The 21,825-nt window shown below is 45.7% G+C and carries 17 protein-coding genes and 1 pseudogene; 13 read left to right on the top strand and 5 right to left on the bottom strand.

The genetic code is table 11. The features are described 5' to 3' along the window. Positions 1-123: pseudogene (locus JGK22_RS33380) on the bottom strand (RNA-guided endonuclease TnpB family protein); the annotation flags it as partial. Between the two features lie 127 nt (positions 124-250). On the opposite strand from JGK22_RS33380, the gene JGK22_RS30850 reads away from it, so the two are divergent. From JGK22_RS30850 to JGK22_RS30910, 13 genes are all read left to right on the top strand, one after another. Next, positions 251-778 (top strand): FHA domain-containing protein, encoded by a 528-nt coding sequence (locus JGK22_RS30850; protein WP_293184423.1) that lies wholly within the window; start codon positions 251-253, stop codon positions 776-778. Positions 779-1,089: 311 nt separating this feature from the next. Beyond that, entirely contained in the window at positions 1,090-3,093 is a 2,004-nt protein-coding gene (locus JGK22_RS30855) for an FHA domain-containing protein (protein WP_293184425.1), read from the top strand. A 187-nt stretch (positions 3,094-3,280) separates the two neighbouring features. After that, positions 3,281-3,709 (top strand): hypothetical protein, encoded by a 429-nt coding sequence (locus tag JGK22_RS30860; RefSeq protein WP_293216721.1) that lies wholly within the window; start codon positions 3,281-3,283, stop codon positions 3,707-3,709. 165 nt (positions 3,710-3,874) lie between these two features. Then, entirely contained in the window at positions 3,875-5,017 is a 1,143-nt protein-coding gene (locus JGK22_RS30865; RefSeq protein WP_293184429.1) for a DNA cytosine methyltransferase, read from the top strand. 293 nt (positions 5,018-5,310) lie between these two features. Next, positions 5,311-6,663 carry a tRNA (N6-isopentenyl adenosine(37)-C2)-methylthiotransferase MiaB gene (gene miaB / locus JGK22_RS30870; RefSeq protein WP_293274828.1) on the top strand — a complete coding sequence of 451 codons (1,353 nt, stop codon included), beginning with the start codon at positions 5,311-5,313 and terminating at the stop codon, positions 6,661-6,663. 73 nt (positions 6,664-6,736) lie between these two features. After that, positions 6,737-7,636: a hypothetical protein gene (locus JGK22_RS30875; protein WP_293216712.1), complete on the top strand. Its 900-nt coding sequence runs from the start codon at positions 6,737-6,739 to the stop codon at positions 7,634-7,636. Between the two features lie 31 nt (positions 7,637-7,667). Beyond that, entirely contained in the window at positions 7,668-8,072 is a 405-nt protein-coding gene (locus JGK22_RS30880; RefSeq protein ID WP_293184435.1) for a hypothetical protein, read from the top strand. A gap of 187 nt (positions 8,073-8,259) precedes the next feature. After that, on the top strand, positions 8,260-9,318 hold the full coding sequence (locus JGK22_RS30885; protein WP_293184437.1) for a D-alanine--D-alanine ligase family protein: 1,059 nt from the start codon (positions 8,260-8,262) through the stop codon (positions 9,316-9,318). Between the two features lie 261 nt (positions 9,319-9,579). Next, on the top strand, positions 9,580-10,692 hold the full coding sequence (locus JGK22_RS30890; protein ID WP_293193255.1) for an AI-2E family transporter: 1,113 nt from the start codon (positions 9,580-9,582) through the stop codon (positions 10,690-10,692). 761 nt (positions 10,693-11,453) lie between these two features. Further along, positions 11,454-12,704 carry an HhoA/HhoB/HtrA family serine endopeptidase gene (locus JGK22_RS30895; protein ID WP_293314412.1) on the top strand — a complete coding sequence of 417 codons (1,251 nt, stop codon included), beginning with the start codon at positions 11,454-11,456 and terminating at the stop codon, positions 12,702-12,704. 216 nt (positions 12,705-12,920) lie between these two features. Further along, a complete protein-coding gene (locus JGK22_RS30900; RefSeq protein ID WP_293204991.1) occupies positions 12,921-13,793 on the top strand; it encodes an MBL fold metallo-hydrolase in 873 nt (290 codons plus the stop codon). Positions 13,794-13,834: 41 nt separating this feature from the next. Further along, complete coding sequence (locus JGK22_RS30905) at positions 13,835-14,059, top strand: DUF433 domain-containing protein (protein ID WP_293184449.1); 225 nt, start codon at positions 13,835-13,837, stop codon at positions 14,057-14,059. A 12-nt stretch (positions 14,060-14,071) separates the two neighbouring features. After that, on the top strand, positions 14,072-14,395 hold the full coding sequence (locus tag JGK22_RS30910) for a DUF5615 family PIN-like protein (protein WP_293314414.1): 324 nt from the start codon (positions 14,072-14,074) through the stop codon (positions 14,393-14,395). 43 nt (positions 14,396-14,438) lie between these two features. Here the strand turns inward: JGK22_RS30910 and JGK22_RS30915 are convergent, their stop codons facing one another. From JGK22_RS30915 to gcvP, 4 genes are all read right to left on the bottom strand, one after another. Next, positions 14,439-16,148 (bottom strand): glycoside hydrolase family 44 protein, encoded by a 1,710-nt coding sequence (locus JGK22_RS30915; protein ID WP_293314416.1) that lies wholly within the window; start codon positions 16,146-16,148, stop codon positions 14,439-14,441. 89 nt (positions 16,149-16,237) lie between these two features. Continuing rightward, the gene (locus JGK22_RS30920; RefSeq protein ID WP_293184456.1) at positions 16,238-16,849 is read right to left on the bottom strand and encodes an RloB family protein; all 612 of its coding nucleotides are present in this window, start codon (positions 16,847-16,849) and stop codon (positions 16,238-16,240) included. A gap of 5 nt (positions 16,850-16,854) precedes the next feature. Further along, the gene (locus JGK22_RS30925; RefSeq protein WP_293184459.1) at positions 16,855-18,252 is read right to left on the bottom strand and encodes an ATP/GTP-binding protein; all 1,398 of its coding nucleotides are present in this window, start codon (positions 18,250-18,252) and stop codon (positions 16,855-16,857) included. Between the two features lie 168 nt (positions 18,253-18,420). After that, positions 18,421-21,420, bottom strand: a complete 3,000-nt coding sequence (gene gcvP, locus JGK22_RS30930) for an aminomethyl-transferring glycine dehydrogenase (protein ID WP_293216700.1) — start codon at positions 21,418-21,420, stop codon at positions 18,421-18,423. Between the last annotated feature and the right edge of the window lie 405 nt (positions 21,421-21,825).

Genomic DNA, 21,825 nt, shown 5'->3' on the forward strand with positions numbered 1-21,825 from the left:
GTACCGTTGCCGACTTTCGTAAGTCCCGACATTAAACAGATTGTTTGACCACCTCAACAGTTGCTCGACAATGATTTTGTCGAGTCCTGTTAAATGCCAAAGGTCTCTTTGTACTGCGTACATCTTTTTTTACCCTCCTTGATTGATTTTACTAGAATTGGTAAATATTTAACTGGCAGGATCAATCCTGCAATGCCCTTTCATCCCTGGACTAAAGTCCCAGGGTTTTCACGGTATTTCTTATAAAACGATGACAAACCAGCTAAATTTAACATGGACAGAGGCTGGGGTTCGTCAAACTCAGACGATTCTAAACGAACAGCCAAGCAAAAACCCGGGAAGCGTGAGACTCGGACGCGACCCAGCGCAGTGCGATATAGTATTTTCGGATTCGAGCGTATCGGGGTTGCACGTCGAAATATTTTTTAATCGCGAATTGCAGGAGTATGCAGTGCGGAATTTGCGCGCCAGCAATCCGCCCCTGGTAGACGGAAAAATTCTCGCCTCGGGCGAAGCAATATTGAAATCCGACAGCCGCATCCATTTAGGCCAAGTGGAAATCGAGGTGAATGTAACTGAGGTGCACTTAGCCGCGCCGCTGACAGTTTTGCTTGGGGCGCCTCCGGTGCAAATTTCTTCCCCGCCGACGCAGCCTTCTATTTACGGTTTGCAGTGTCCCAAGTGCAGCCGCGTTTCGCCTTACGCGCAGTTGAGTGCGGGGTGTCCGTGGTGCGGTACTTCTTTGGCGGCGGCGGCGAGTGTGGTGCTGTCTCCTTGAGGGAAGAGAAAAAGCCAGAATCGCGCGATCGCTCTTTTGTTCGATCGCGCGATCGCCAATGCTAGGATCTTGCTGGCAACGGCATCTAATTTTTACTTCTTGACACTTTTGGGACTGCATTCAATCGAAAATCTCAAATATCAGGGGCGAAATAACGAGAAATCTACAGATATTCTCGGTTTCTAGCCCCCATGCACCTAAAACTATTAAAGTTTTTGAGATAGGCCCCGAGATCAAATCAAATCTCTCAAATTCAAAAATCTTTTTTCCCAGAAAGCTCAAAGCCGACGGCTGATGTTTAAAAAATAATAATGAATCCTCAACCCTTGCACCTGCGACTTACTTGGAAAGATACAGCTACGGGGGATTGTCGCTCCCCGATACTCGAATTGCCCATCGCTTTGGGACGTATTTTTGAAGGTATGCCCTCCACCATCAACGGTGAGCGAGTTTCTCGAATTCCCCTCAAAAGCAGTCAAGTGTCTCGGTTTCACGCTGTGATTGCCACCGAAGGCGACAGTATTGTAGTTACTGACACCGGCAGTCGCAACGGTACTTTTGTCAACGGCACCCGCCAAACCCGGTGCGTGCTGGCAAATGGCGATATGCTGCAAATCGGGCCCTACAAGATAGCCATTTCATTTACTGTTAATTCCACAGAAACCCAGTCTGTCAATTCTCACATTTTCTTTAACCCGCAGACCAATAGGCCAGACCCCGCGTTGGGGCAGCCCATGGTGTCGCCGGTGCCTCAAACAAATAGTAGGGGAGAATTTCCGCCGATCGCATTTTTGCAGGCAAATCAAGTCACAATGCGATCGATCCAATCTATGGGACTCCCGGTTGAAGAAATTGATTGGGCTGCTGTTGGTGGCGGTTTGGGCAGCTTGATTTGGGTGGATTTGCTGAGAATTTGCGGCGTGAAGGTCGATCGAATTGCCGTTCTGGGCATGGAAGAGCAACCTTACGCCCGTTACCGTCGGTTGTGCCTGAATTCTCAAATTCCGCTCAGGGAAAGGCTGCGATCGAATTCTGACTCGTGTCCAGACAACATTTGGGGCTGGCCTCCCTATGCTGTGCGGGAAGCTTGGCAGGAATTGCGGAAAGGGCGGTTGATGGTGTCGCTGAAGTTGATGTGGCAGGTGTTTGCGGAACCGACTTTTGCCGAAACTTATACGCCGCGCGCCGGAAATGTGTTTGATTCGATTGACAGGGAAACTGTGCGTATCGGGTGGAATCAGATGTTTCGCTACGGGAGAGTGCGGGCGATTCGCCAGACAGATGACGGTAGGTACGCGATCGCTTATTCTCGATCGAATGCCAACCAGCGCGATCGTGCTTTTTTAATCGCCAAATACGTACACTTAGCCACCGGCTATCCCGCCATTCAATTTTTGCCCGACTTGCAAGAATATCGCGAAAAAACCCAGGATTTTGAGTCGGTTGTCAACGCTTACGAAAGTCACGACGGCGTTTACGAAAAGTTGGAGGCGAGGGGCGGCAGCGTTTTAATTAGAGGGCGGGGAATTGTGGCTTCGCGGGTGGTGCAGCGAATTTATGAAGCGCGACAGCGAAATGCCAACATTCAAGTATTGCATTTGATGCGATCGCCCAAACCTCAAGGTAACAAATTTAACCTCACCGTGCGAGTCGTCGAAAATCACTATGAATTTCAACCTTTCAACTGGCCCAAAGCCTGTTGGGGCGGCGAACTCCGCGTACTTTTGGAAAAAGCCAAACCCGAATTTCGCCCGCAGTTTCTCGGAGACTGGGGCGGCACTACCACAGCCAATCGCAGCGACTGGCGGCGGATAGTCAAAGAAGGTTTAAGTCAAGGATGGTATCAAATTACCTTCGGGGAAGTCGAGCGAGTCGAGCGCGACAGTCAAAACCGCACCGTGACTTACATTCAAGAAAAGGATCTCAAAGGGCAAATTAAGTTACAAGCTGATTTTATTATTGACGCGACAGGTTTGGACGCTAAGGTAAAAACCAGTCCCCTGTTAGAGGATTTGGTAATTCAATACAATCTTCCCCTCAACAATTTGGGGCGTTTGAGTGTCAACAACGATTTTGAAGTGCCCGAATTGCGGAACGCCTCCCCCAACAACCCAGAAGGGCGGGTGTACGCAGCGGGCGCGATTACTTTGGGCGGGCCTTACGCGCCCGTAGACAGCTTTTTGGGCTTGCAATACGCCGCCCTGCGTTCCGTTGAAAGTCTGGCAGCTAACGGAGTTCCGGGTGTTGGGAAATTGAGCGTTTGGCGATCGTTCCTACAATGGTCAAAGTGGATTTTAAATAAATCTCCCGGCTAAATTGAAAAAGTTCGGTAACGGATTTTGTAGCGGATTTAACAGATGTAAAAGAGCTTCGCATTCAACCTCAAATCCCAATCCCCAATCCCCAATTCAAAATCACCAATTCAAAATCGCCAATCCCCAATCTAAAATCCAAAATTCAAAATCCCCAATCTAAAATCCAAAATCTAAAATCTAAAATCGAATGACCCCCACCTTATTCGGCCGCTGGCAAACTCGGTTACTGCTATTTGCAACCATCGGCGTTTTAGTAACCCTGCCATTTTTTCTAGGTTTAATCACTTCCACATCAGGTGCAATCTTTTTCTTAATTTTAGGTTATGTAGCAATTTTTGGCATCGGCTGGGATATCTTATATATCTACATCCAGCAGTTTCGCTGGGATCGAGATTGGCCCGGCGCATTTCAATTAATCGCCGGGATTTGGGAAGCACTTTTTGTGTTATTTTTAATTAAAATTATCGGTTTGCCGGGAATACCGCGAGAAAATTTTGACTTAACAGCTTTTGCATTGCATTACAGTTTAGTGTGGCTGGCTATTTATCTAGCATCGCAAACACTAATGCGGATTTTGTTTCCCTACTGGCGTTTCCGAGGCGGCCAATGGTTTTAAGAATTATTGGAATTTGTAGGGGCAATCCCTCCGTGGTTGCCCATATTTGAGTAGGGAAACGGCACTGCCGTGTCCGGCGCGGGGTTCTGCGACTTTTAGCAATAGTCAGGTGCAAGCCCAACCGAATTTATAGTAAGCTTAGTTTAAAATAACTGGGATGATTTAATGTACCGTTCTCCCTGTATATTCTCCTTTTTTTCCGGTTCGGGATTCCTTGACCTCGGTTTTGAATTAAATGGGTTTCATGTAGCCTATGTCAATGAAATTTTCCCACCTTTCATGCAAGCATACCGCTACTCTCGGCAGTGCCTGAATTTGCCGCTACCAGAATACGGATACTGCGAAGGCGAGGAAGCAGATGTCACTCAACTTGTAGGGGGAAAAACAGCTTCTCGCCTGCGGGAATTGATGCAGGATGCCCGCCAGCATCACGATATTGTGGGATTTATCGCGGGGCCGCCTTGTCCAGACTTTTCTGTGGGTGGTAAAAACCGAGGGCAGGAAGGAGATAAAGGCAAACTTTCAGCTTCCTACATTGAATTGATTTGCCAGCAGCAGCCGGATTTCTTTTTGTTTGAAAATGTCAAAGGTTTGTGGAGGACAAAAAAACATAAAGCTTTTTACGACGAACTCAAGCTTAAGTTGGCTGATTCGGAATATTTTTTTGTGGAACGTTTAATAAATGCGATCGAATATGGAGTACCGCAGGATAGAGACCGAATTATTTTGATTGGCTTTAAAAAAAATCTTGTCAAAAATCTGGGGATTATTCTAGATGAAACCAGCCCAATGTTACCTGAAAATTTATTCCCCTGGGAAACTCAGATATTATATCCCAAATCAGAAGTTTTTTGTCATCATTGGTCTGAAAGAAATGCTTTTGTACGCGATGGTTTTTTGCCTTGTCCCGATGGCATCACCCAAGAATTAACAGTTGAGTTTTGGTTTCAAAAAAATGATGTTCTCAACCATCCCAACGCTGAACATTATTTTGAACCAAGAGCAGGTATTAAAAGGTTTGCTGAGGTCGATGAGGGAGACGATTCAAAAAAATCTTTCAAGCGCCTGCACCGCTGGCGTTATTCGCCGACTGCTTGTTACGGTAATAACGAAGTTCACTTGCACCCTTACAAAGTTCGCAGGCTTTCTGTTGCTGAAACACTAGCTATTCAGTCTCTACCAAAAGAGTTTGCACTGCCGGATAATATGACATTGACGAATATGTTTAAAACAGTTGGAAATGGAGTTCCTTACTTGGCTGGGCAAGGTATTGCTAAAACTATTTTACATTTTTTACAATCTAAATAAATATCATAGGTTTGTAGTTAGGGTGTGTCGCCTGCGATAAATCTCTGCATCACAATCGACAATCTAATGGCGAAGCACCACCAGCACCAGCTATTGTAAACAAACCCCAAAATATATTGTAGCAATATTTTTCAGCAATGGTATTAATCGCCGCGCCTCACACACCCTAAAGGTTTGTGAAAGTTGTTTTTCAATAAATTAAGAACAAGAAAAGTTCACAAAGGGTTGAGACTTGTTATATAATAGTTGGTTAAGGTTGAAAACCTAGATTTTTTATTTTCCTGCAATTCGCCATGACCGTTAAACCCCGCCGCTATCACATTACCACTTTCGGATGCCAGATGAACAAAGCCGACTCCGAACGGATGGCTGGCATTCTGGAAAATATGGGCTTTGAGTTCTCGGAAGACCCGAACGACGCTAGTTTGATTCTCTACAATACTTGCACCATTCGCGATAATGCCGAACAAAGAGTTTATTCTAACCTCGGAAGGCAAGCTCATCGCAAGCGTAAAGAACCGGGTTTGACTTTAGTTGTAGCTGGATGCGTGGCGCAACAGGAAGGTGAGGCGCTGTTACGGAGAGTGCCGGAATTGGACTTAGTAATGGGCCCGCAACACGCTAATCGACTTGAAGATTTGCTGGAACAAGTTTTCCAGGGAAATCAAGTTGTGGCGACGGAAGCTGTGGAGATTATGGAGGATATTACTAAGCCTCGTCGCGACAGCCATGTGACTGCTTGGGTGAATGTAATTTATGGCTGCAATGAACGCTGCACTTATTGTGTTGTGCCAAATGTTCGCGGGGTTGAACAGTCGCGAATGCCGGAGGCAATTCGGGCTGAAATGGAGGAGTTGGGCCGTCAAGGTTACAAGGAAGTAACTTTGTTGGGGCAGAATATTGATGCTTACGGGCGCGATTTGCCGGGGACGAAACCGGATGGTAGCAACCTGCATACTTTGACTGATTTGCTTTATTTTGTGCAGGATGTTCCTGGTGTCGATCGCCTGCGTTTTGCTACTAGCCACCCTCGCTATTTTAATGAACGATTGATTAAGGCTTGTGCGGAGTTACCGCAGGTTTGCGAACATTTTCACGTGCCTTTTCAGTCGGGGGATAATGATATTCTGAAGGCGATGTCTCGGGGTTATACTCAGGAGAAATATCTGCGAATTGTTGATATGATTCGCCGTTATATGCCTGATGCTTCGATTACGGCTGATGCGATTGTCGGGTTTCCTGGGGAGACGGAGGCGCAGTTTGAGAAGACTCTGAAGTTGATCGAAGATGTTGGTTTTGATTTGGTGAATACTGCTGCTTATTCGCCTCGCCCGGGAACGCCTGCTGCGTTGTGGGAAAATCAGTTGAGTGAGGAGGTAAAAGCCGATCGCCTGCAACGTATCAATCATGTCGTGACAACAACGGCTATGGAGCGATCGCAGCGCTATTTCGGGCGCACGGAGGAGGTTTTGGTGGAAGTCCAAAATCTCAAAGATCCAACTCAGGTGATGGGGCGCACTCGCGGCAATCGTCTCACATTTTTTAAGGGGGATATTGCACAATTGGCTGGTAAGATTGTGCGTGTTAAAATTACTGATATTCGCGCTTTTAGTTTGACTGGCGAAATGCTGGAAAATCTAAATTAGATTGCGAATTTAATTTCTTTTCCTCCCTTCCATATCCACTAACTCAAAACTATTCCCCGTTCCCCTGATTAAAATGGAAAAACCAATTCGCATTTTACTGCAAACAACGATTCCAACAACTGAGGATGACTGGAGTATCGAGCGTTTCTCTTTGTTGCGAGACTATTTGGCTAATCTGAAGGACGATCGGGGAAATCAATTATTTCAAGTAACGGCAAGAAACCGCGAATCAAATATAGAAGGGAATGACCCAATCCTAAGCAGTTTGGGAGAATCAATATTTGACGAGCTGTGGCTGTTTGCTGTTGATGTAGGAGACGGTTTGACTGAAAAAGATTGTGCGGGAATTAAGGCTTTTCACCAACGGGGCGGGGGGATTTTGGCAACTCGCGACCATCAAGATTTAGGTTCGTCTATCTGCACTATTTCTGGTGTGGGGGCTGCACATTTTTTTCAAACTAAAAATCCCGATCCAGATCCATCGAAACATTGCATAGATGATGTTGATACTACTAATATTTCTTGGCCTAACTATCATTCTGGACGCAATGGGAATTATCAGAGAATTATCGCGATCGATCCGGTGCATTCTCTTTTGAAAAGGTCTGGTGCTTCTGGGGAAGCGATCGAGTTTTTTCCGGCTCATCCCCACGAAGGTGCTGTGGGTGTCCCCCCAGGCGATCAGTACGGTAGGGTAATTGCACAAGGGAAAAGTTTGGTGAGCGATCGCATTTTTAACCTCGCTGTTGCTTTCGAGTGGCCTCCCGATACGATCGGAAATCAGCTCGGACGTGGAGTGGCTCAATCGACTTTTCATCACTTCTGCGATTATAATTGGAATTTGGATATGGGTTGTCCAAGCTTTGTGACTGAACCGCCGGGAAACACTATGCAAACAGAGTCACAGGCTTTAGATGATATCAAAACTTATGTCCGCAATTTAGCTTTGTGGCTGGCTGGAACACCGCAATAAAACTCTAATACGAAAAAAGAGTCTAAATAACATGACACAAAATTCTGAATTTGACAAGACGCAAAATTCAATTCCTCAAGTGGAATTGCCGCAGCCAAACGAACGTGGAGAGTATAAAAGAACATCTCACCGATATTGGGAAGCCACAGATTCAGACCCCAACGGTGTTAAATGTCGCATGGGCCCGCACTCTATTCAGGAAATAGAAGACCCTGGAAGCAAGGTAAATTTAAATATTGGCAGTTGGCCTGTAGTTGGTACTTTGAAACCAGGGCAGAATTTTGAAATCTATCTGGGCCCTAGCGGATTGGGGGTTTTGTACGATGCCCAACGTCAACCTTGGTTTTTTATAGAAAAAAGTGAGGGTACCGGCGCGCCGAGTAATTGTTTTGTGCCGGCTAACAGCAGTTTTGTGAAACCAATACAGCCCCAGTAACCTCCATAGATAATATTTGCTAGAGTCTCGGAGTCTTTTAACAAGATATATTTTTTTACCGCAGAGAGCGCAGAGGACACAGAGGAAGAGTGGAAGGGAGGGGATAGGTAGTCTTAAAGCGTTCATTTCTGCGTTGGCTGCGCTCTCTGCGTGTATATTTATCAAAAAGTATCGGGAGTATGGAAAAATGACGAAGATGCGGATCGGGTTACTCTTCGGCGGGCGATCGGGCGAACATGAAGTCTCTATTAGTTCGGCAAGGGCGATCGCCCGTGCCCTCGCTGCTGACGAAAATGCTTCTAAATACGAAGTTCTGCCCTTTTACATCCAAAAAGACGGCCGCTGGCTGTCGGGAACATTACCGCAGCAAGTCTTAGCCGCCGGCAAACCTCTGGAAATAGAGTCACAAGCAGGAGAAGCTTGGCAATTTCCTAATTTTAATGGAGTAGATGTTTGGTTTCCGGTTTTACACGGGCCTAACGGTGAAGACGGTACGGTGCAAGGATTGCTGAAATTATTGCAAGTTCCTTTTGTCGGTTCGGGGGTTTTGGGTTCGGCGATGGGAATGGATAAAATTGCGATGAAAATGGCTTTTGCTAACGCAGGTTTGCCGCAGGTAAAATACATCGCTGTCAATCGTTCCGAAATCTGGTCGAATCCTTGCGTTTTCCCCAAACTGTGCGACAAAATTGAAGCTGAGTTGGGCTATCCTTGCTTTATTAAACCAGCAAATTTGGGTTCGTCTGTGGGCATTTCTAAGGCTCGATCGCGCGCTGAGTTAGAAGCCGCTCTTGATGGCGCCGCCAGCTACGACAGGCGGATCATTGTGGAAGCTGGTGTGGTTGCTAGAGAGTTAGAATGTGCGGTTTTGGGCAACGATAATCCGAAAGCTTCAACGGTGGGAGAAATTAGTTTTCAAAGCGATTTCTACGACTACGAAACTAAATATACTGAGGGACAATCCGAGTGTTCAATTCCGGCAAAAGTCAGCAGTGCGATCGTCTCGCAAATCCAAGAAATGGCAGTGCAAGCATTCTTAGCCATTGACGCTGCCGGTTTAGCGCGGGTAGACTTTTTCTACGTTGAATCAACCGGAGAAGTTTTGATTAACGAAATCAACACTTTCCCCGGATTTACAGCTACCAGTATGTATCCTCAAATGTGGGCGCATGATGGTATTTCTTTCCCCGAATTAGCAGACCGTTTAATTCAATTAGCTCTCGAACGGCACGGCGAAAAAGCTTGAATTGTGAGCCTCAAACTCCTTTCCTAAAAATAGCAAAAAATAAGTTATTCCGCAGGTAATATATCCATACCAGCGTCAACGAGATAACATGGTTGTGGCAGGGAGTACCTGCCCACAGCCCAATTTCTGCTACTAGCAGAGCAAGTGGGAATTTTTAGCAGCCTGGTATAACTAAATGCAACATAAAATCGTTAACGGAGAACGGCGAATAGCAGCGTCAATCTCACATCTGGCATCTCAAATTTTAACTTGGTTAACTTAATGAGACGTTTCACTAAACTGCCGCAGTGGTGGACTTACGGACTGTTATTCCCTCTAGCGGTACTCAACTGCTGGTTAGCCCTCCTAGTGTTTGAATATTTTCGCGCTCTGATTACTGTTTTGGTAATCGCTACAGTGTTCTCTTTTTTGCTAGATTATCCAGTGCGTTTTCTGCGTAAATACGGGCTGAAGCGCGATCGCGCAGTTTTGTCGGTGTTGTTCGTAACTTTACTGATATTGGTGGTTTTAGGTGTTACTCTGGCTCCGATTCTGCTGAACCAAATCACTGAACTCGCTACTCGACTCCCAACTTGGATAGTTTCCGGTACAGAACAGATTGAAGCGTTCAATAAGTGGGCAGAAAATCGCAATCTTCGCATTGATGTTAGCGGTTTGACTACTCAATTGAGCGATCGACTTTCAACTCAATTGCAGTCTCTCACTGGCGAAATCCTCAAATTTGGCTTGGGTGCGGCAGACAGTCTGGTGAATTTTCTGCTGACAATAGTTCTGACATTCTACTTGCTCTTGCATGGCGATCGCGTGTGGGAAGGATTGTTTAAATGGTTTCCCTCCAAACAGAGTCTGCAATTGCGACAGTTGCTGGCGCGAAGCTTCCACAACTACTTCGTCGGACAAGCAACCTTGGCGGGTTTGATGGGACTGTCGATGACGGTGGCTTTTTTAATTTTGCGAGTTCCCTTCGGGCTGCTTTTCGGTTTGGGTGTCGGTGTAATGACGATGATTCCCTTCGGGGCACCTTTCAGTATTTGCGTTGTCAGTTTGCTGATTACACTAAGCAACTTTTGGCTCGGTGTGACAGTTTTAGCTGTCGCGACAGTCATAGAGCAAGTAATTGAAAGCGGGGTTGCTCCTCGATTATTAGGTGGTTTTATCGGCCTCAATCCGGTGTGGATTTTAGTGTCTCTGTTAGTGGGAGTTAAGGTGGCGGGAGTAGCAGGTTTGTTAGTTGCTGTACCGATGGCTGGTTTTATTAAGAATACTGTTGATATTTTGGAAACTTCCAGGAACAAGTCGAGGGAAATTGATGCGGTTAGTTCCATTGAACCCAATAAAGTTGAGAGCGGAGATTCCAACAGGGAAAAACTATGAAAAATAGACACAGTTTGCTTTCCTCCGGATCGCGAAAGCTAACGTTCTTCTCTTGGGAGCATCTCAGTTTTGCAAGAAGCATTTTTTATGGTAGTGCGAGCGTCCCCGCTCGCGTGCTTGTACAAGCACGCGAGCGGGGACGCTCGCACTGTACGAACCTACGGAAAATAATACTATTTTAGGATCGCGAATTAAATAACTGACAATTTTAATTGTTATTGTGGGATGGGCGTCCCGCCCGTCCAAAAAGTACGGGCTCTCCCGCCCATCCCACTTTCAAGAGTGGAAGTTATTTAATTCTCATTCCTTAGATTAACGTTCATAGCCGTAGGATAGGGATACATCGACAATCCTCAAGAAAGAGCGACTGTTTCGAGCGAGCAACGCACCGGTTTCATTGCAGGCTAAGGAAACAAACCCAACATTTTTGTTTGAGTTATGGGCTGCCGGTAGCAAGGCCATGAAGATTTTCCAGGAAATGCGGAATATGCGGATCCGTTACCGTAGTTGGTATTATCGCAGGTGTGGCAATTCGTCAGTCCTCACCCAGGGCGATCGCACTGACCACCTAAAATCAACAATTTGCCTGCAACAGTCTGGTTTCTACTCCAGCCTGTAGGGTAAATCCCACCACCCAAACACATCTGATAAATGTTTCAATTAAAATTAAAGAACCTTGAGTTCTAAGTTAATTGTACAGTAGTGCTAAAACTGCCAAACCATAATTATAACTTTCACCCATTCTCTACCAAATTAATACTATGTCAACCCCCAAAAAATCTAATCAAACTCAACATTCTCGCCGTTTTTCTGTGCCGAAAAAACTTGCTTTTTTATCCCTCGTTTTGCTCGGCTCCACGGCAACTGTCGGCTGCAATGCCCTAAATTCCCAAGTTCCTGGCAGTTCTAATGCTATCAAAGCCGAACAACCTGCAAGCGCAGCGCCAATCTCAGCTTTACCTGCAAATATATTGCCGAATCAAGACTCTAATTTTGTGACTAAAGTAGTGCAGGAAGTCGGCCCGGCAGTAGTACGAATTAACTCGTCTCGCACAGTGAAAAACCAAGCTCCAGAAGAGATTCCCGAACAATTCCGCCGCTTCTTCGATCCAGATTCCCCCATTGCGCCTCAGCCGGGAAATCGAGTACAACGAGGCTCTGGTTCGGGTTTTGTTTTTGGTTCCGACGGCCGCATTTTGACGAACGCTCACGTTGTTGACGGCGCAGATACGGTGACGGTAAAACTGAAGGATGGCCGTGAATTGGCAGGCAAAGTTTTGGGCGTAGATACAGTTACTGATGTGGCTGTTGTTAAAGTTGAGGCTACCGATTTGCCTGTGGTGAGTTTGGGTAAATCGGAAGATTTACAGCCGGGAGAATGGGCGATCGCGATCGGCAATCCCCTCGGTTTGGACAATACCGTGACAGTCGGTATTATTAGCGCGACAGGCCGTTCTAGCGCCGATGTGGGTGTTCCCGACAAGCGCGTCAGCTTTATTCAAACCGACGCCGCCATCAATCCCGGCAATTCCGGCGGCCCGTTGCTGAACCAGCGGGGTCAAGTTATCGGCATGAATACGGCGATTATTGAAGGTGCCCAAGGGTTGGGTTTTGCGATTCCGATCGATCGGGCCCAACAAATTGCCAACCAATTAGTCAGTACCGGAAAAGCCGAACATCCTTATCTCGGCGTTCGGATGTTGAGCATTACTCCCGAAGTCAAAGCAGAATTCAATAAAAATCCCAACGCCAAATTGAGGCTGACTGAAGATAAAGGCGTGTTAGTTATGGGAGTTGCAAAAAATTCGCCGGCGTCACAAGCTGGAGTGCGCGTTGCTGACGTGATCAAAAAAATCAACGGTACAGAAGTCACCGATGCTGGCAGCGTACAGCAAATTGTGGAGCAAAGTACCGTAGGCAAGGATATGCAGCTTGAGTTGAGCCGCAGCGGACAACCTGTGACTGTGGCGGTGACAACTGGTGCTTTTCCAGCGGGCCAGAAGCAGCAGTAGAATTGAAACTTTGAGTTTGCAGTCTGCTTGGGAACGGGCTCTCCGGCCCGTTCCACAAAAAAGTTAAATTCTGATGGAACCGGTAGTATTTTTAGGAACGGGCAAGATGCCAATTCCACAAGAAAGTTAAATCCTGGTGGGGTGGGCATCTTGCCCGCCCCGAATTTTTTATATAATGGGCTTCTCGCCCTGATTAGTGATTAAAAGGTATAAAAAATGGCTCACATCAATTTACGCCGCCCCGAAAATATCAGCGGTAATTTTTACGTAGATAGTAGCTGCATTGACTGCGATACTTGTCGGTGGATGGCACCGGAAGTCTTTACTCAAGCCGGAGAACAATCTGCGGTTTACCAGCAGCCAACCAACGAGACAGCATCCATGCGAGGTCTCGCGGCTCTTTTGTCTTGTCCGACAAGTTCGATCGGCACTGTTGACAAACCGAAAAATATCAAAGAAGTTCAGCAAAATTTGCCCGCACTGGTAACAGAAAATGTTTACCACTGCGGCTACCATTCAGAAAAATCCTACGGGGCTGCTAGCTATTTAATTGTCCGTCCAGAGGGCAATATTTTAGTTGATTCTCCGCGTTTTGTGCCGCCGCTAGTGAAAAATATCGAAGCAATGGGTGGCATTCGCTATCTATATTTGACTCACCGGGATGATGTGGCAGACCATCAAAAATACCGGGAGTATTTTGAGTGCGATCGCATTTTGCATACCGACGAAATAAATGCGGACACTCGCAGTGTGGAAATTCAATTATCTGGCAATGAACCGCATCAAATAGCTGATGATTTATTGATTATTTCTGTACCCGGTCACACGAAAGGTCACACAGTTTTACTTTATAATAACAAGTTTTTGTTTAGCGGCGATCATCTCGCTTGGTCAGAAAAATTACAGCATTTGATTGGTTTTCGGACAGCCTGTTGGTATTCTTGGGCAGAACAAATCAAATCAATGCGAAACTTGGCTAATTACTCGTTTGAATGGGTGTTGCCGGGACATGGGCGGAGATATGATGCGGACAGAGAAACGATGAGAAATCAAATGCAGAAGTGTATTGATTGGATGGTTGATGCTTAATGTGATATAATGAAGATAAGTGTTCACCCTCACTAACTTGAATGTTGGAACTACTTGCAAGAATCACAATTAATCCCAGACAGTGTAGTGGTCGTCCCTGTATTCGTGGCATGAGAATTCGGGTATCAGATGTACTAGACTTATTTGCGGCCGGTTTGAGTGCTGAACAAATTCTCGAAGAAATGCCCGATTTGGAAAGAGATGACCTCAAAGCATCTCTTTTGTACGCATCACGTAAACTTAATCATCCAGTGTTAGTTGCATGACGATCTGGGTAGATGCACATCTGTCAGGTTGCGATCGCAACCTGGATGACTAATACACTTGGAGTAGCAGCGGTAGCCTTGCGCGACATTGGACTGAGAGATACTGAAGATCCTGAAATTTTCGAGGCCGCCAAAGCGCAGGGAGTTATTTTGATGACTAAAGACAGCGACTTTGTTGATTTGGTCGATCGTCTTGATTCGCCTCCACAAATTATCTGGTTGACGTGTGGCAATACATCAAATGATCGGTTGCGAGAGATTCTTAGTGCACATTTGTTAGATGCGCTGGAACTTTTGAGAACCGGTGAAAGGTTAGTGGAGATTAGCGGGGATTAGTCGCCACAGTAAAAATTCCAATGCTAGTGGATTTGACAACTGACTAAGCCTTCGCTTTCGGAATGGCAACCAAAGTAATAGAATTAGCTGGGTAAGTTGCCTGAAAGCCAGCAGCGCTGACACCCAAATCTCCCTGACGGACGATCGCCCGCAAGTTCGCCTCGCTGTAGGTGTAAACTTGAGCTTTGGCACCTGGGTTAAAGCCTTTAAGACTCAAGTTGCTGGTCAAGTTTTTACTGGTTTTGTTAATGATTACCAGCGTCAAAGCACCATCCTGAGTGCGTTGTGCTCCGTAGATTGACAATTGTCCCAGATCTGTACTTTGCGATCGCACCCAAGTCTCCCCGTACTTGCTGCCCTTACCGTCATAATTCATGTAGGTTCGGAAGGCATAAGCCCCCGGTTCCGAAGACTTGGGAGGCCCCCACAGCGTCGCTAAATCCAGTTGTTCCCGCCCAAAAATCCCCAGGATCTCGGCTTGAGTTAAGGCACCGTTCATCGACTCCAAACCGCCCCAATTGTATTCAGTAATGGCGACTTTTGTACCTGGGTAATCTTGCTTGACCCACTCTCGAAACCGGGGTATAATTGTTAGCGGCGGATTGTATTTACCAATCCAACTTTCATCAGTATAAGTGCTGTCCCACAGAGAACGAGTCGATCGCAACCGGGCTGCTTGCGTCTTAGCATCGCCTGCGGGACAATTCGCCAAACAGAGGTCATCGACGACAGGATAGTAGTGTTCGTCGAAATAGTCGAGGATGCGAACACCTTTTTGCTGTTCGTAGGCGCGCATTTGCTGCAAGTACCACCGCGCAAACCAGACTCCGCCGTGTTTTTCGCGATCGCCCTTTACCCCAGAATCCACATAAACAGGCCAGCCAAAATCCGAAGGGCCGAGTATCTTAGCGGTGGGATCTGTGGCTTTTACCATTGAGGCATATTGGAAAGTGCGATCGCGCAATTCGTCATAACTTGTCGGTTCTGGATGAACATCGCGGTGAGTGTTTCCCCAACCGCTTGGTTCATTGTCCATTTGATAAATTTGAACACCACCTTTAGCGGCAGTACCGTGGGTTTTAACTAAATGTTGAACCCAAGCTTTTTGGAAATCTGGGTTACTGACAATACTAACATCAAGGCGGTTATTATTAGTAATTAAAGTGCCGTCGGGACGCTTCCCATTGCCGCACTTATCGCCTTCGGGAAAAATGTAGGGATTGGTTTTTTCTTGCGCGCCGTATTTGGATACTCTAAAACCGCAGTTCCAAGTGCTAAACTTATTTACATAGCCTATCATCGGGATGGTAACGATGCTTTTACTGCCGTTGTTGCGGTTAGTTTTGACAATTTTGTCGGTGGAATCGCCGGGAATGGGGTTTTTGTTGTCGCCGCCGCCGACGAAAAAGAAGTCATCGCCGACGTTGGAAGAATCGACTAACCAGTTGTAGCGGCTAGTGTGATTGGCGCCCCAGCGTTCCACCGGAATTCGCAACTCTTTGGCGAGGGCCGGATCTATGGCAAAATCGTTCATACCGTAGATGTCGGGACTGATGGAATGGCGATCGGCCCTCACGTCTACAGATAAGGTGGGACTGGCTGTTTGGGCGATGCCTACGGCCAGCTTCGCTAACGCGCTTTTGAAGTAGGCCGCAGTGGCGATCGTTGCCAAAGCTGCCAAAACGCCTAATAATAGTAGGATAATCCAGCGTGGTTTGTTGGAGGGCGATCGCCACAAAAATCTTGTATTCATTTTGATAGTGCCTGAAAACTGGTTGTGCGATCTAAAAATGTTAATTAAATTATGCTAATTTCTTATTCACATTGTAGCAGATGTTGAAGTCAGCAGTCACTATCGAGACTGTCCCGCAGAATCTCAACAAGTCTATATACATGGGTTCCTAGTGTGGGTGGCCAATCTTGTTGAACACTTGGATGTAGATTTTTTGCTCGATTTACTGCATTTTCTGTATTTGGCTTGTAAGTAGAGAGATCCAAATTGCTACCATTGTAACTTCCTAAAATAGTTCGCAGTCTTCCCTTAAAATTATCGCAAGTCCTATCCTGGGGATTAATATCTTCAAAGTGTAAAGTTAACCATACTTCAAAACAAGGATTGCTAATAGCTAAATTATAACCTTTTTGCCTAGCTTGACTACAAACAGAACTCAACTTCTTTTGTCCCCAACGATCCACATCAGAAACCAGCCAAAGCATATCATCCTCATTTAGATCGTATCGTTCTTTGAATATATCTAAACGCTCTAAAACATATTCAGGTGAAGATTTGCCGTCTTCTGTAGTTGCTAATATCTCTATTTTAATTCTACTGCTATTAAATATCCTAAAATATTGTTTTTCAGTTTCTTTACCTTCCGTAGCAACTATAAATAGTTTGGCATCCCTCCTATCCTGTTGTCTGTCTAATAATTTTGTGCGCTTAATTTTTCCCATTGCTATTAGTTTGTTGTGACAGATACAGCGGTTTCACAATTAAGCCACCCTAAATTTTGAGGATTTCCAAAGAAGGGAATAGCCCCAAAACGTCCATTCAAATAGCCTTTCTCAATCTTCAGGTCTGGTCTCATTTTGAATTCGGCTAAGGAGTAAAGATTAGATGCACCTTGTTCGCTCTTTTCAACAAACCATATTTCATCACGCCGGAGTAAATCTAGGTCTAGCAAATTGGTATCGTGGGTTGTAAAGATCAGTTGGTTATTTTTGTCTCTACAATTAATTGCTAGTTGGACAAAGTTACGAGAAAGCAGAGGATGCAAACGCCTATCTAGTTCATCAAGGAAAAAGACTTTTTCTTCTTCTTGTTTGAGAATAAACAAAGCCGGAATTAGATTGATCAGACGTTGAGTCCCTTCTGATTCCTCTTCTATGGAAAAATCAATAAACCCTCCATCTTCACTGCGATGACGAGTTCTGAGTTGAATCAAAATTACTTGACTCTCATCATCTTTAAACAGGATATCTCTTGTACCTCCTAAGTTCTCAATCATTACAATTGAATTTTTTTCTGCTTGATTCAGGGCTTGAATCAGATTCTCTCTTAAAACTTTAGACATAGTTGGAAAGTGTCGCTCAAAATCCAACTCTACTTTCTCTGTGACTATGGAATCAATTCCTGTTCCTGCAAATTTAAGAAACTCACTCATAAAGTCTGTGAATGATTCATCACTGAGGACACTAATTTCTAAGCCGGTATAATCGGCTTCTGCTGGAATAATAGTTAATACTTTTCTGAACCAGTCAAAAATAGGTTGTAAAACAACAATATTTCGCTCAAGAGATTCTGTTAAAAAGAGTTGGTTTGGGCGCGTTCCCTCTGCAATAAAATCTAGAAACTGTTGACGCTTCTTACTTCTACCTTTAAGCTTTGAACCATATTCAACTGTGGTTTCTTTTTGGGATGATGTAATGCGTTCAAAATACATTACTTCTTGTTTTTTGCCATCAGGAATTCCATGTAGCCATTCTTCAAATATTTGCTCTCTATTTAATTTGAAGCCGTAGGAATATCGATCGCCTTTATGGGTAAAAATAAACTCAAACTTGCTTGGCTGCTTACTATAATCGCCCAATTTGAATGGATAAACAGGGATAGTTTGAGTGCTGCGAGTTCCCTGTACCACTAAGTTTTTGGCAAAACTTATAGCCTCGATCAGGTTTGACTTACCTGCTGCATTTGCTCCGTAAATTGCTGCAATCGGCAAGATCGATCGCCCTTTTTCTGCTATATCTTCAGCAAGGTGATCTATATGTTGTCTATCGCTATTAACTCCCACCATACTAAAAGTGACTTCATCCCTGAAGGATAAGAAATTTTCTATAGTAAGTTGAATTAACATTGTTTCTACCCATGAGGAATAGGATTCCGCTACTTTCAGGCACTATAGTAGCATAAAACGGGTATTTAGGAGAAAAAATCTCCTAAATTACCTAGTTTTACCCAAATTCTATCTCTTTAGACGGAGATTTAGGAGACGGAAATGAATTGAGACTGATGGATTTGAACCTTAAGTGTAAGCTTCCATTGGCAAACAAGAACAGACGAAATTACGATCGCCAAACGCATTATCTATCCGGCCCACCGCAGGCCAAAACTTATATTCGCGAGTCCAAGGAGTCGGATAGGCGGCTTCGGCGCGAGTATAAGGATGATTCCACTCATCAACCATCAGAGATTCTGCGGTGTGTGGCGCATTTTTCAAGACGTTATTTTGCGCGTCAACATTGCCATTTTCAATCTCGGCAATCTCCCCACGAATCGCAATCATCGCATCGCAAAAACGGTCTAATTCCTGCTTCGATTCGCTTTCCGTCGGTTCCACCATCACCGTACCGGCAACTGGCCAAGAAACTGTCGGCGCGTGATAGCCGTAATCCATCAGGCGTTTGGCGATATCATCGACTTCAATGCCTGCTGTCTTTTTGAGAAGTCGCAAATCCAGAATACACTCATGGGCGACTAAACCAGATTTCCCTTTGTACAAAACCGGATAATAGGATTCTAACCGTTGCGCCATATAATTCGCATTCAGAATTGCTACCTTCGTTGCCTCAGTTAAACCAACTCCTCCCATCATCCGAATGTACATCCAAGAAATAGTCAAAATGCTCGCACTTCCCCAAGGCGCCGCCGAAACAGCACCAACTGATTGCGATATTTCACCGCCTCCCTTACCAAGGGACGATTCTATCTTGCTCCCCCCCTTAGCAAGGGGGGGTTGGGGGGGGTAAGTTCTTAATTCTGTATCAGTAGAAGGCAAAAATTCCACCAAATGAGACATGACTCCAATCGGCCCCATGCCGGGGCCGCCGCCGCCGTGGGGAATGCAGAAAGTTTTGTGCAAATTCAAGTGACAAACATCAGCACCAAAATCACCAGGGCGACACAAACCAACTTGAGCATTCATATTTGCGCCGTCCATATAAACTTGTCCGCCGCAGTTGTGAACAATCTGGCAAATTTCTTTAATTTCTGACTCAAAAACGCCGTGGGTAGATGGATATGTCACCATCAAAGCAGCAAGTTCATTTTTGTGTTTGTCGGCTTTTTTTTGCAAGTCGGCGACATCAATATTGCCCTGGGAATCGCACTCGACAGCAACTACTTTCATCCCAGCCATCACCGCGCTAGCCGGATTTGTACCGTGGGCTGACTGGGGAATTAAACAGATATTGCGGTGAGATTCGCCTCGGTGTTCGTGGTATTGGTGAATTACTAACAATCCCGCATATTCGCCCTGGGAACCAGCGTTTGGCTGCAAGGAAATTCCGGCAAAACCGGTGATTTCTGCTAGCCATTGTTCGAGTTGCACGAACATCATTTGATAGCCGCGAGTTTGGTTGCGCGGTGCAAAGGGATGTATGTTACCAAATTCCGCCCATGTCACGGGAACCATCTCGGCTGTGGCATTCAATTTCATCGTGCATGAACCTAGGGGAATCATCGATGTATTTAGCGATAAATCCTTGGCTTCTAAACGGTGCATATAGCGCAACAGTTCGGTTTCGGAATGGTAGCTGTTGAAAACTGGATGGGTGAGATAACTGGTTGTCCGATCGCAAAACTCAGGTAACATCATATAGGAAGTGAAGGCGTCTGCATTCAGCGGAACGCTCAGAGAATTCTCGCCGTCACCCCTGATATAATCCTTCTCCCGTGCAAAGATTTTCCACAACTCTTTGACATCGCCCGCCGTGACAGTTTCATCCAGAGTAATCCCCACGGTTGTTTCATCGAACACCCGCAGATTAATGTGGCGATTTTGAGCGGCTTGGAGAACTTCCGATAGCGGTTTATCTCCCAATTCTACCCGGAGAGTATCGAAGAAAGGTCGATCGCCAATTTTGTATCCAAAACTGGCAAGACCAGATGCTAAAATTGCGGTTAAACTGCGTACTTGTTCGGCAATTGCTTGGAGTCCAGACGGGCCGTGATAAACAGCATACATACTCGCCATCACTGCTAGCAAAACTTGGGCGGTACAAATATTGCTAGTTGCTTTTTCGCGGCGGATGTGCTGTTCGCGAGTTTGCAAAGCCAAACGTAAAGCAGATTTGCCGTTAGCATCTTTGGAAACGCCAACAATTCGCCCTGGAACTTGCCGTTTAAACTCTTCTCGCGTCGCGAAATAGGCTGCGTGGGGCCCTCCGAATCCCATCGGCACTCCGAAGCGCTGGGTGCTTCCTACGGCTATGTCAGCGCCGAATTCGCCGGGGGGTGTGAGCACGCAAAGACTCAAAATATCGGCGGCTACTGTGACTAAGGCGCCGGCTTGATGTGCCGATCGAATAAAATCGCTATAGTCATAAATTGCGCCATCGGTGGCAGGGTATTGCAGAAGTGCACCGAAGATAGTACGATCGCACTCAAAGCTTTGATGGTCGCCGACAATCACTTCAATTCCCAGCGGTTTAGCCCGAGTTTGCACCACTTCGATGGTTTGAGGGTGACAATCTTGCGAGACAAAAAACGCTTTTGCTTTATTTTTATTAGCGCCGTAACTCACCGCCATAGCTTCCGCCGCAGCAGTCGCTTCATCCAACAAGGAAGCGTTAGCAATTTCCAAACCCGTGAGCTCGATTATCATGGTTTGGAAGTTCAGCAAAGCTTCTAATCGCCCTTGGGCAATTTCGGCTTGGTAGGGAGTGTAGGCTGTATACCAGCCGGGATTTTCCAGGATATTGCGCTGGATAACTGGGGGTGTGATGCAGTTGTGATATCCTGTCCCGATGTACGATCGAAATACGTGATTTTTAGCAGCAATTTCTTTCAATTCTGCCAAAGCAGCGTACTCGCTTTTGGCTGCGGGAAGTTGTAGGGGTTGATTCATGCGAATCGCCGCTGGAATCGTTTTGTCAATTAACTCATCGAGGCTGGAAATACCCAAAACATCTAGCATTTGCTGGATTTCGCTGGGTGTTGGGCCAATATGTCTTCCCGCAAAACCGTCGATGGGGGAAAGGTTTTGCTGTTGGTTGGGTTCAATTTGCGGGCTGTAGAGTACCAAGGCTGATTCTCCTGAATGGATTTCTTATTACTTTGTAACATTTCGCAAAGAGAACAAGGAAGATTTTCTGCGTCTATCAAAGTCCGACAGGGGTTGAAACCCCTGTCTCATAGCAGAAGTCGTCTGAAGACGACTGTAGATTAAAGTCGGTGGTTGAAACCGCAAAGCGAGTTAAACGAAGTCTGCTTTAGCTGGCGAAGAGATCAAAGGGGTATTTAAGTCGGATTTGGTATCAGTCGTCTTTAGACGACTTGTGCTAAAAGCCCCGTGGGTTTCAACCCCTGGCGGATTGTGGAAGAATCAAGGAACCGCTCGTAAAAACCTGGACAAAGCTACCCAAAAGTAGTCAATGTTATACATCTACGTTAGTAATTTTAGTCCACAGTCCTAAAACTACAGGAATAA

It is taken from the genome of Microcoleus sp. PH2017_08_TRC_O_A (genome assembly GCF_020738665.1).
Lineage (GTDB): Bacteria > Cyanobacteriota > Cyanobacteriia > Cyanobacteriales > Microcoleaceae > Microcoleus.

Excerpts from the sequence above, each read along its gene's own strand:
- JGK22_RS30850 (WP_293184423.1), top strand. The coding sequence starts at position 251 with ATGACAAACCAGCTAAATTTAACATGGACAGAGGCTGGGGTTCGTCAA.
- JGK22_RS30855 (WP_293184425.1), top strand. The coding sequence starts at position 1,090 with ATGAATCCTCAACCCTTGCACCTGCGACTTACTTGGAAAGATACAGCT.
- JGK22_RS30860 (WP_293216721.1), top strand. The coding sequence starts at position 3,281 with ATGACCCCCACCTTATTCGGCCGCTGGCAAACTCGGTTACTGCTATTT.
- JGK22_RS30865 (WP_293184429.1), top strand. The coding sequence starts at position 3,875 with ATGTACCGTTCTCCCTGTATATTCTCCTTTTTTTCCGGTTCGGGATTC.
- miaB (WP_293274828.1), top strand. The coding sequence starts at position 5,311 with ATGACCGTTAAACCCCGCCGCTATCACATTACCACTTTCGGATGCCAG.
- JGK22_RS30875 (WP_293216712.1), top strand. The coding sequence starts at position 6,737 with ATGGAAAAACCAATTCGCATTTTACTGCAAACAACGATTCCAACAACT.
- JGK22_RS30880 (WP_293184435.1), top strand. The coding sequence starts at position 7,668 with ATGACACAAAATTCTGAATTTGACAAGACGCAAAATTCAATTCCTCAA.
- JGK22_RS30885 (WP_293184437.1), top strand. The coding sequence starts at position 8,260 with ATGACGAAGATGCGGATCGGGTTACTCTTCGGCGGGCGATCGGGCGAA.
- JGK22_RS30890 (WP_293193255.1), top strand. The coding sequence starts at position 9,580 with ATGAGACGTTTCACTAAACTGCCGCAGTGGTGGACTTACGGACTGTTA.
- JGK22_RS30895 (WP_293314412.1), top strand. The coding sequence starts at position 11,454 with ATGTCAACCCCCAAAAAATCTAATCAAACTCAACATTCTCGCCGTTTT.
- JGK22_RS30900 (WP_293204991.1), top strand. The coding sequence starts at position 12,921 with ATGGCTCACATCAATTTACGCCGCCCCGAAAATATCAGCGGTAATTTT.
- JGK22_RS30905 (WP_293184449.1), top strand. The coding sequence starts at position 13,835 with ATGTTGGAACTACTTGCAAGAATCACAATTAATCCCAGACAGTGTAGT.
- JGK22_RS30910 (WP_293314414.1), top strand. The coding sequence starts at position 14,072 with ATGCACATCTGTCAGGTTGCGATCGCAACCTGGATGACTAATACACTT.
- JGK22_RS30915 (WP_293314416.1), bottom strand. The coding sequence starts at position 16,148 with ATGAATACAAGATTTTTGTGGCGATCGCCCTCCAACAAACCACGCTGG.
- JGK22_RS30920 (WP_293184456.1), bottom strand. The coding sequence starts at position 16,849 with ATGGGAAAAATTAAGCGCACAAAATTATTAGACAGACAACAGGATAGG.
- JGK22_RS30925 (WP_293184459.1), bottom strand. The coding sequence starts at position 18,252 with ATGTTAATTCAACTTACTATAGAAAATTTCTTATCCTTCAGGGATGAA.